The sequence below is a fragment of the Enterobacter cloacae complex sp. P16RS2 genome (assembly GCF_014982155.1).
GTDB classification, from domain to species: Bacteria; Pseudomonadota; Gammaproteobacteria; order Enterobacterales; family Enterobacteriaceae; genus Enterobacter; species Enterobacter cloacae_M.
On sequence record NZ_JADCKW010000052.1, the window covers coordinates 16,783 to 27,336 of the forward strand.

The 10,554-nt window shown below is 44.5% G+C and carries 5 protein-coding genes and 1 tRNA gene; 5 read left to right on the forward strand and 1 reads right to left on the reverse strand.

The window, feature by feature from the left end:
* Positions 1 to 20 precede the first annotated feature (20 nt).
* From INF68_RS21975 to INF68_RS21985, 3 genes are all read left to right on the forward strand, one after another.
* Positions 21 to 2,210 carry a TonB-dependent siderophore receptor gene (locus tag INF68_RS21975; RefSeq protein ID WP_109845237.1) on the forward strand — a complete coding sequence of 730 codons (2,190 nt, stop codon included), beginning with the start codon at positions 21 to 23 and terminating at the stop codon, positions 2,208 to 2,210.
* Between the two features lie 164 nt (positions 2,211 to 2,374).
* A tRNA-Asn gene (locus INF68_RS21980) sits at positions 2,375 to 2,450 on the forward strand.
* Between the two features lie 180 nt (positions 2,451 to 2,630).
* Entirely contained in the window at positions 2,631 to 3,905 is a 1,275-nt protein-coding gene (locus INF68_RS21985) for an integrase arm-type DNA-binding domain-containing protein (protein WP_047716149.1), read from the forward strand.
* Positions 3,906 to 3,951: 46 nt separating this feature from the next.
* Here INF68_RS21985 and INF68_RS21990 read toward each other — a convergent pair whose 3' ends face one another.
* Complete coding sequence (locus tag INF68_RS21990) at positions 3,952 to 5,340, reverse strand: SpnT protein (protein ID WP_088475167.1); 1,389 nt, start codon at positions 5,338 to 5,340, stop codon at positions 3,952 to 3,954.
* Between the two features lie 194 nt (positions 5,341 to 5,534).
* On the opposite strand from INF68_RS21990, the gene INF68_RS21995 reads away from it, so the two are divergent.
* A complete protein-coding gene (locus INF68_RS21995; RefSeq protein WP_047730336.1) occupies positions 5,535 to 7,436 on the forward strand; it encodes a site-specific DNA-methyltransferase in 1,902 nt (633 codons plus the stop codon).
* A 9-nt stretch (positions 7,437 to 7,445) separates the two neighbouring features.
* Positions 7,446 to 10,403: a type III restriction-modification system endonuclease gene (locus INF68_RS22000; RefSeq protein WP_193525457.1), complete on the forward strand. Its 2,958-nt coding sequence runs from the start codon at positions 7,446 to 7,448 to the stop codon at positions 10,401 to 10,403.
* Positions 10,404 to 10,554: the final 151 nt, after the last annotated feature.

Here is a 10,554-nt window from a genome sequence, read left to right on the forward strand (position 1 = left end):
CAATCAGGGTCAACATAACAATGAAACGTTCTCATCTTTGGGTTTTAAATCCTTGTTTGCTTGCAATGCTTTCTACCTCTGCGTGGGCGGAAGAACAAAAGGAAGAAAATATCGTGGTCTCCGCCAGCCGTGCGCACCGCAGCGTGGCCGAGATGGCGCAGACCACCTGGGTCATCGAGCGAGCTGAAATTGAGCAGCAGGTTCAGGGCGGGAAAGAGATTAAAGAAGTGCTGGCGCAGCTGATCCCGGGCATGGACGTCAGCAGCCAGGGCCGTACTAACTACGGCATGAACCTGCGCGGCCGCTCCATGATGGTGATGGTGGACGGCGTTCGCCTGAACTCGTCCCGCAGCGACAGCCGCCAGCTGGACTCTATCGATCCGTTCAACATTGACCGTATCGAAGTGATCTCCGGCGCCACCTCGCTCTACGGCGGCGGCAGCACCGGTGGTCTGGTGAACATCGTCACCAAAAAGGGCCAGCCGGAGACCGAAGTTGAGTTCCAGACCGGGGCAAAAAGCGGGTTTAACAGCCATAACGATCACGATGAGAACGTGTCGGCAGCGGTAAGCGGCGGCAACGACAATGCCTCCGGCCGTCTGTCGGTGTCGTATCAGCGCTACGGCGGCTGGTATGACGGCAACGGCGACGAGGTGATCATTGATAACACCCAGACCGGCCTCCAGTATTCCGACCGTATTGATGTGATGGGAACAGGCACCATCAACATTGACGATCGTCAGCAGCTGCAGCTGACGACCCAGTACTACAAGAGCGAGTCCGACGGCAAGCATGGGCTGTATCTCGGGAAGAACTTCTCGGCGGTAACGGGGGATGCGACCGCCTACAACAAAGGTAACCTGGACTCTGACCGCGTGCCGGGTACCGAACGCCATCTGATCAACCTGCAGTACTCCAATACCGACTTCTGGGGACAGGATCTGGTCGCGCAGATTTACTATCGCGACGAGAGCCTGACCTACTATCCGTTCCCAACCCTGACCAAAGGCGTGGTGAGCAGCATCGGCGCGTCCCAGCAGAAAACCGATTTTTACGGCGGCAAGCTGACGCTGAACAGCAAACCGGTGGACGATTTAACGCTGACCTGGGGTGTGGATGCCGACCACGAAACCTTCGATGCCAACCAGCAGTTCTTTAACCTGAGCAAGGCTGCGGCGAGCGGCGGCATGGAGCTGGATAACGTCTACAACGTGGGCCGTTACCCGGGCTACAGCATCACCAACCTCGCCCCGTTCCTGCAGGCCAGCTACGACATTGACGCCATCACCCTGAGCGGCGGCGTGCGTTATCAGTACACCGAGAACAAGGTGGACGACTTTGTCGGTTACGCCCAGCAGCAGGCCATCGCCACCGGGAAAGCTACCTCCGCCGATGCGGTGCCGGGTGGGAAAACCGATTACAACAACTTCCTGTTTAACGCCGGGATCCTCGGCCGCCTGACCGAACAGCAGCAGCTGTGGTTTAACTTCTCCCAGGGCTTCGAAATTCCGGACCTGGCGAAGTACTACGGCTCCGGCACCTATCAGCTCAGCAACGGTCACTATCGCCTGCTGAACAGCGTCAACGTGAACGATTCGACGCTGGACGGTATCAAGGTTAACGCTTATGAGCTGGGCTGGCGCTACACCGGCGATAACCTGCGCACGCAGGTCGCGGCGTATTACTCGCTCTCGGATAAAACCATCACCATCAACAAGACGGATATGACCATCAACCTGGAAGACGACAAGCGTCGTATCTACGGGGTGGAAGGTCAGGTGGACTATTTCTTCACTGACAGCGACTGGAGCACCGGCGCGAACTTTAACGCTATCAAGTCTGAAACCCGCGAAAACGGGAAATGGGAGAAGCTGACGGTCGACAGCGCCAGCCCGTCGAAAGCCAGCGCCTGGGTCAACTGGGCGCCGGGCGACTGGACCCTGCGCGTGCAGAGCACGCAAACCTTTGACGTGTCAGACTCCGACGGCAAGAAGATCGATGGCTATAACACGGTCGACTTCCTGGGCAGCTACGCCCTGCCGGTGGGTAAGGTCAGCTTCAGCGTGGAAAACCTGTTGGACAAAGACTACACCACCGCCTGGGGCCAGCGCGCGCCGGGGCTGTATAGCCCAACCTACGGTGCGCCGGGGCTGTATACCTATAAAGGCCGCGGACGTACCTTTGGTCTGAACTACTCCGTACTGTTCTGATCCTGCGCGCCGCCTGCGGGCGGCGCATTTTGCTGTGTAATTTCAACGCGAATTTGCCATAAAATCAGCGATTTGCTGAAATTGTCGGCAAACGAAAGAAAAGTGCGTTTTCACCCTTTGACAAGCCGTACCGAGGCCGCTACTATGCGCCTCGTTCACACGATTCCTCTGTAGTTCAGTCGGTAGAACGGCGGACTGTTAATCCGTATGTCACTGGTTCGAGTCCAGTCAGAGGAGCCATTTTCAAGAAAGCAGACGTTCACTAACGTCTGCTTTCTGCATTTCTATCAATTGGTTATCCCCTCTCAGTCGTTCACCCTCGTTCACTAAAAACCACTCGAAGCCATATCATTTTGATGGTAAAAATGCTGGTAATGCTGGTTCGATTTCCCTTTTACCAACAAACGAGGGGGCGTTTTCATGTCACTGACTGATATTAAAGCAAAAAATGCAAAACCCCTTGAGAAGGAATATAAGCTGACTGATGGCTTTGGTATGTTCCTTCGTGTTACCCCTAAAGGTTCGAAATACTGGCAAATGGCCTACCGTTTCGAAGGAAAGCAAAAACTTTTCTCTATCGGTGTTTACCCTGCTGTTTCTCTTTCTGACGCAAGGCAACGCCGTGATGAGGCCAGAAGGCTTCTGGCTCAGGGTATTGACCCTAATGCAAAGAAACAGGCAGAGGTTAAAGAGCTTAAAGCCAAACGTGATAATACACGCTCCTTCAGAACAGTAGCCAAAGCGTGGTTCTCCACGAAAACAAAATGGTCTGATGATTATGGTGATGCCGTATGGAAGCGCCTTGAAACTTATGTCTTCCCGGTAATCGGTGACAAAGATGTTGCCGAACTGGATACGGGTGATCTGCTGGTTCCGGTGAAAAAAGTTGAGGCTCTTGGTTATCTTGAAGTTGCCATGCGCATTCAACAATACATTACGGCAATCCTGCGTCATGCCGTCCAGCAAAAGCTGATACGCCATAACCCAGCCTATGATATGGAAGGTGCAGTTCAGAAACCACAAACTGAACACCGCCCTGCACTTGAGCTGGAAGAAATACCCCAGCTACTGAACAAAATTGCCGAATACAAAGGCCGCAGGTTAACCATACTGGCAATACAGCTCAATCTGATGATTTTCATTCGTTCCAGTGAGCTTCGTTTCGCTCGCTGGTCTGAAATTGATTTCAAAAGTAAGTTATGGGTGATACCCGAACAGCGTGAAGCGATTGAAAACGTCAAACATTCAACTCGTGGGGCTAAAATGAAGCGTAAGCACTTCGTTCCCCTTTGTAAGCAAGCCATGAAGATACTCAAAGAGATCCGACAACTGACTTATGAAGAAGGTCAAGATGATGGGTTAATCTTTACTGGCTGTTATGACTCGTTTAAGCCCATGAGTGAAAACACCATCAACAAAGCTCTTCGCAATATGGGCTATGACACGAAGCAGGACATCTGTGGACACGGTTTCCGAACACTGGCCTGTAGTGCCTTAATTGAGTCCGGGCTATGGTCAGAAGACGCTGTAGAGCTTCAGATGAGCCATAAGGAAAGCAATAGTGTCCGGGCAGCTTATACCCACAAGGCTAAACACCTTGATCAACGCCGTCTGATGCTTCAGTGGTGGGCCGATTTCCTTGATGCTAACAGCAATCATATGGTCAGGCCGTTTGAGTTTGCTTCAAATAAATAAAGGGAAAGGCCGTTCGCGGCCTTTCAACTTCATGCTTAATTACACTCTATGCTGAATATGATACTGAATCTTTCTCTATCACTAAACCAGCGATTTTTTCCAGCATTATTTCCCAGAGTGCGTATTTTCTTTTGTGCTCAATAAACAGGGATTTTAAATACTCTTCTGTAGAAGGGATTTTTTCAGTCCATGTAATATCTTTACTGTAATCAATGCTTTTTTTCATATCAGATGCTGCATAGGTGTAGTATTTACTCTGAGAACGACTGATACTGTCCTCTGCCAGAACTCTACGGAGCAAAGTTGCAGAACATGCATAACCATGCCTGTAAAGTTCACTCGATAAAGTACGAACAAAAGAACCGCGTAATAAAGACATCATCTCTGCGATTTCATTTTCACTCGCATTCATGACTTCAGAATCAAGTTTTCCATAACTATCTGTCCCGGACAAGAAAAGAATAACAAACGGAAAGCCTTTGTTCTTTGCTATGCCAGAGAACAAATCCAGTGAGTCATTATTTTTCTCTACCCGATTATAGATATTATAAAAAATAACATCACACCTGTTCTTAAATCCGTCTATACAAATTGTTTTTGCCTGCTGAATCTCGCCTTCTTCAATCAACGCCAGAGCCAACACCTCAGTCCATTTATCACGAAGCCCTGCCTGATCAACTGATTTATCTTCTTTGATTTTATTGAGAACCTGAATGGCTTCCTCAGTGCACAGTTCATCAACCAGCAACTCAGCAAACTTAATGATGTATTCTGGCTGGTTCAGTTTTCTTTTCTCAAAGCATTGCCTGATAAAATCAACATCCCTGATATACAGACTTAACTCAACAGCATCATTAACATCACCTGTCTTAAGAAGACTTTCCCTTAAAGCACGAATAACATTGTATCCCAGCTCTTTTTTATACTTATCAAAAATATCAAAGTTAAAATATACATCACCTTTAAGTACGGAAAGTATTCTATCCGCTATAACATCAATGCTTTTGTCTTTTTGTAGGAACAGGGATTTTAACCATATTTCGACAGCACCATTATAATAGTTCATCCATGATCCATCTGATGTATCAGCAATTTCGCTGACTTTATCAAATGAGAGCAGTAAATCATGGCAAAACGCCTCGGTTTTTTCAGGCAGCGTTGATACCGTCTTTTCAAGTGGAAATATGACATTCCTGTATAGCCCCTCAAAAAAAACCGCTGCTTCATAATAATCATAAAAGCGTTTTGTTTTAATTACCCTTTTGTATTCAGCCTCAGCCTTTTTCAGTGATTCTTCTGGAGTTAACAGATATTTATTAATAATAAAGGATTTTGCCTGACCATTACTCTCTGCAATATCACAAATTATTTGCATGAGTTGATCGGCAGGCATTTCCTTGAGTAAAGCAAGTTGTTTCTTGTTCAGTTTAGCCATCATCACATCCTGATAATGTTTGGTAGACGCATAAAAGCTAATTGTACTAATACAAGGACAGGACATTCAATAAATGCATTAACATAATGATTTAAAAAGAAATCTGCAGCACACTGTTCATTGATGAAATGCACTATTTACCGTAAAATATCCCCCATCACACAGTAACCTGATACAGATACGTGGAATGGTCAATGAACAAACTTTCGCCTGAAATGCCCGAACTGCAATCAATGAATATCACTGCCGATAACATCACCAAACTTAAATCATTGTTTCCTGAAGCTTTTAATGAAGACAGTGTTGATTTTGAGGTTTTAAAGCAGCTTTTGGGTGAAAATGTAGACGACAAAGAAGAACGCTATGGCCTGAACTGGCATGGTAAGCGTCAGGCTCGTCAGCTTGCTCTTACCCCTTCCCGTGGCACCTTACGCCCATGTAAAGATGAAAGCGTTGATTGGGATAACACCAAGAACCTCATGATCGAGGGTGATAACCTTGAAGTGTTAAAACTTCTTCAAAAAAGTTATGCCGGAAAAGTTAAGCTTATTTATATCGATCCTCCTTACAATACCGGTAAAGATTTTGTCTATCCTGATAACTTCCAAGATAATATGAAAAATTATCTGGAGATTACTGGGCAAACAGAAGATGGCGTGCGTGTAAGTTCTAATTCAGAAACCAGTGGGCGTTATCACACAGACTGGTTGAATATGATGTATCCACGTATTAAACTTGCAAGAAATCTTCTCAAAGAGGATGGGTTTATATTTTTAAGCATTGATGACAATGAAGTCAATAACTTGAAATTAATGTGCGATGATATTTTTGGGCAAGAAAATTTTGTTGCCAATGTTATTTGGCAAAAAAAATATAGCACAAAAGCAGATTCAAAAAACTTTTCAGAGTCACATGACTATATTCTTTGCTACAAAAAATCAGACCAATCAAAAATACTCGGCTTACCAAGAAGTAAGCAACAAGAATCAACATACAAGAATTTAGATAATGACCCTAGGGGTGTATGGGCTTCAGATAATCTTCTCAGAACTGAAGTCAGAGATTATGCAGTTTTTGGTATCACATCCCCCTCGGGGATGGAACATTATCCTCCCGCTGGTAGTAGTTGGAGATTTAACAAGGATAAAATTGAAGAGTTAATTTCTGATAACAGAATATGGTTTGGCGAAGATGGTAATAACAAGCCGCGACTAAAAAGATTTCGCTCAGAGGTGAGAGACACTATTCCTCCACAAACTCTTTGGGGATTTGAGCATGTTGGGCACACAGATGAAGGTACAAAACAGTTAGCAGAACTATTTGATAGCACACGTTCACCATTTCCTAATCCAAAACCCGTGAGGTTGCTACAGCGGATTGTACAAATAGCGACCAAAGAAAATGATATTATCATGGATTTTTTTGCGGGAAGTGGTACTACAGGGCAAGCAGTGTACGAATTGAACGAGACGGATAAACAAGATAGAAAGTTCATTCTGGTTCAACTCCCTGAAACACTATCTAAAAGCAATAAGGAAGATCTTTCTGCAATCTACTTCTGCGAAGAGCTTGATAAGCCATTGTATCTATCTGAATTAACGAAAGAACGCCTCCGCCGTGCAGGTAATAAGGTTAAAGCAATTAATCCAGACTGGAATGGAGATACCGGTTTTCGTGTGTTTAAACTCGATACATCTAATATCCGTCCGTGGGAAGCCACAGCAGAAACCCTTTCAGAACAGATTGATGCCTATGTAAGCCCAATCCTTGAAGGCCGTAGTGAAGAAGATTTGCTCACAGAGTTAATGCTAAAGCGTGGCATTGACTTGAGTGTTAACATTGAAACCCGTCAGTTTGATGGATTAACCGTTTCTTGTGTTGACGGTGGAAAATTGTTTACCTGCTTTACCCGTCAAATCCCTGCCTCTTCTGTTGAGGCACTAACCAAAGGGATCATTGACTGGCATAAGAGTTTAAAAGCTGGCAAAGATACGGTCTGCTATTTCCTTGATGACGCATTTGAAAATAACGTTGCTAAAACAAATCTTTGCGCCATTCTGGAACAACATGGCCTGACTAACCTGCACAGCCTGTAAGGGAATGAGATGAAACTACATTTTGAATCTGACCTTACCTATCAGCAAAACGCCATAACTTCGGTCTGTGATTTGTTTGAAGGGCAAGAGAAATGGGAAAGCGAAATGACTGTGCTGGCCCCAGCTCAGGGTGCACTCTCATTTGAAGGCGCAACGGGTTCAATGCCTGTTAACCCACAAATACCCGAAGATGATGTACTGCTTAAAAATCTGAACAATGTTCAGTTAAAAAACCAGCTTCTACCTTCACCTGTCCTTGACAGTCATGATTTTACTGTCGAAATGGAAACAGGGACAGGTAAAACGTATGTTTATCTTCGCACCATGCTGGAGCTAAATAAACGCTATGGCATGAGTAAATTTATTATTGTGGTTCCTTCAGTTGCTATCAAGGAAGGCGTTTATAAAACACTACAAATCACTGAAGAACATTTCAAAAGCCTGTATGCGGGAGTTCCATACGAATACTATCTGTATGATTCGGCAAAACCTGCGGATGTTCGAAATTTTGCAACCAGTTCTGTTATGCAGATCATGGTAATGACTGTGGGTGCGATTAACAAAAAAGATGTTAACAAGCTCTATCAGTCCAGTGAAAAAACAACTGTGGACGATCTGGATAAGCCCATTGATTTAATCCGTGCTACACGTCCAATTATTATTGTCGATGAACCGCAAAGTGTTGACGGTGGCTTGAACGGTGCGGGTAAAACCGCACTTGATGCTATGCACCCTATGTTCACCTTACGCTATTCAGCAACACATATTCATAAACATCATATGGTGTACCGCCTTGATGCCATTGATGCTTACAATCAGAAACTGGTCAAACAGATCGAGGTTGCCGGGCTTGAAGTCCAGAATGCAAGCAACAGCCCCTATGTAAAACTGGTCAGTATTAACAGTAATAAAAATAACATTAACGCGACTGTTATTGTTGATATAGCCGATAAAAAAGGGAACGTAGATCGTTCAGAGATTACCGTATATGACGGTATGACACTTGATGACGAAACAGGACGTGATATTTATCAGGGATACCGGATAAGCGAGATCCGCACGGGCAAAGAAGGCTATCTTACACTGGAAACGCCTTCTAATACATATTATATGAAAGTAGGTGATGTCGTGGGGGATATTGACCCTATGCTCATCCAGCGTCATATGATTAGACGTACAATCCGTGAACATCTGGATAAAGAACTGCGTCTCAACAATCAGCAAATCAAGGTCCTTACTCTGTTTTTCATTGATAAGGTTGATTTCTACCGCCAGTTCAATGAAGAAGGACAGCGTGAACCGGGGGAATATGCTCGTATTTTTGAAGAAGAATACCTCAAAGCCATTAAAAGCCCTGCATATAAAGATTTGATCCCTTCTCACCCAGAACATGCGAAAGACGTTCATGATGGTTATTTCTCCATCGATAAAAAAGGTGCGTGGGCTGAAACAAGCGAAAGCAATAATACAGGCCGCGAAAATGCGGAACGTGGTTATAATCTCATCATGAAAAATAAAGAGAAGCTTTTAAGTTTCTCGAATCCGGTGAGGTTTATTTTTTCACACTCTGCTTTGAAAGAAGGCTGGGATAATCCCAATGTGTTCCAGATCTGTAGCCTTCGAGAGATGGGAAGTGAACGAGAACGCCGCCAGACTTTAGGCCGTGGTCTTCGCCTGTGCGTTAACCAAGAGGGTGAACGTGTTCGTGATGACAGCATTAACATTCTGACTGTCGTTGCCAGTGAAAATTATGAAGCCTATGCCGAACGACTACAGAGCGAAATTGAGAACGAAACAGGCATCCGTTTTGGTATCATCGAAAAAGATGCGTTTGCCCATCTGATCTTCTCTGATTCCTCACAAGTTGTGGGTATCGCCGGTTCACATGAGATTTGGTCTGAACTACAGACCGAAGGTTATCTGGAAAAATCGGGGAAAATCACAAAAGCCCTGAAAGAAGTGTTATTCGAAGACACTTTTACTGTTAGCGAAAAGTTCCTTCCCCTTCAGGAGCAAATTGAATCTATCCTGCGTAAATCAGCAGGGCGACTCAATATAAACAATGCTGATGAACGTAAAACAATCAAATACCGGAAAGAAATTTTAAACAGCCCGGAATTCGAAGCGTTATGGCAGCGCATTAGTCAAAAAACGCTGTACCGTCTGGCATTTGACGAAAACGAATTGATTAAATCCTGTACGAAATCACTTTCTGAAATGCAGCCTGTAGCGAAAGCAATGGTCAGTTTCAGCAAAGCAACAATCAAACAAAGTCAGTCAGGTCTTGATGTTAAAGTGCAGTCTAATGGTACAACAAGTTCTGTTATTGATGTTGAAGAACAGCCATTGCCAGATATTCTTGGTGTTCTACAGGAAAAAACCGGACTGACAAGACGCAGTTTAAGCACCATCCTGAAAGAGAGTGGAAGACTCGCTGATTTTGCTAAAAATCCACAGCAGTTTATCAGTGAAGCTATAGGCCGAATCAACTACTGCAAACGCCTGTCAATTGTTGATGGTATTAAATATTATCCACTAAAAGGCGAGGTGTATGCGCAAAGTCTCTTTATGGATAAAGAGCTAACAGGATATGCCCGTAATCTTTTTGAAACCTCGTCTAAGTCAGTTTACGAATACGTTCCTAAAGATTCTGAAGTCGAAGGCCGTTTCGCTCAGGAACTCGAAGAACAGGATGAAGTTAAGCTTTATGTGAAGCTTCCCGGTTGGTTTAAAATACCGACTCCACTGGGAACCTACAATCCTGACTGGGCCTTAGTTATTGAAGACAATGGTGAAGAACATATTTACTTTGTTGTAGAGACAAAAAGTAAACACATTGGTCTTGGTCATGAAGAAGATGCGAAGATAGCCTGTGGANNGCATTTTAGTGCCCTAAAAGAAGAACAGAGTAATGCAGCAAAATATGTTAGAGCTACAGATCTTACAGAAATAATGGGTAGCCTCTAAACTATATAAAATGGCCTTTCAGGAGGCCATTTAAAAAATCATAAGAATATCCGTGCTTAATAGATTCAGTGAGTTAATAGAAATCTTGTTTATTTAATTTTTATTACATTTGTTTAGTTTTTAATATTATTGGCATATAGCATAAACAGAT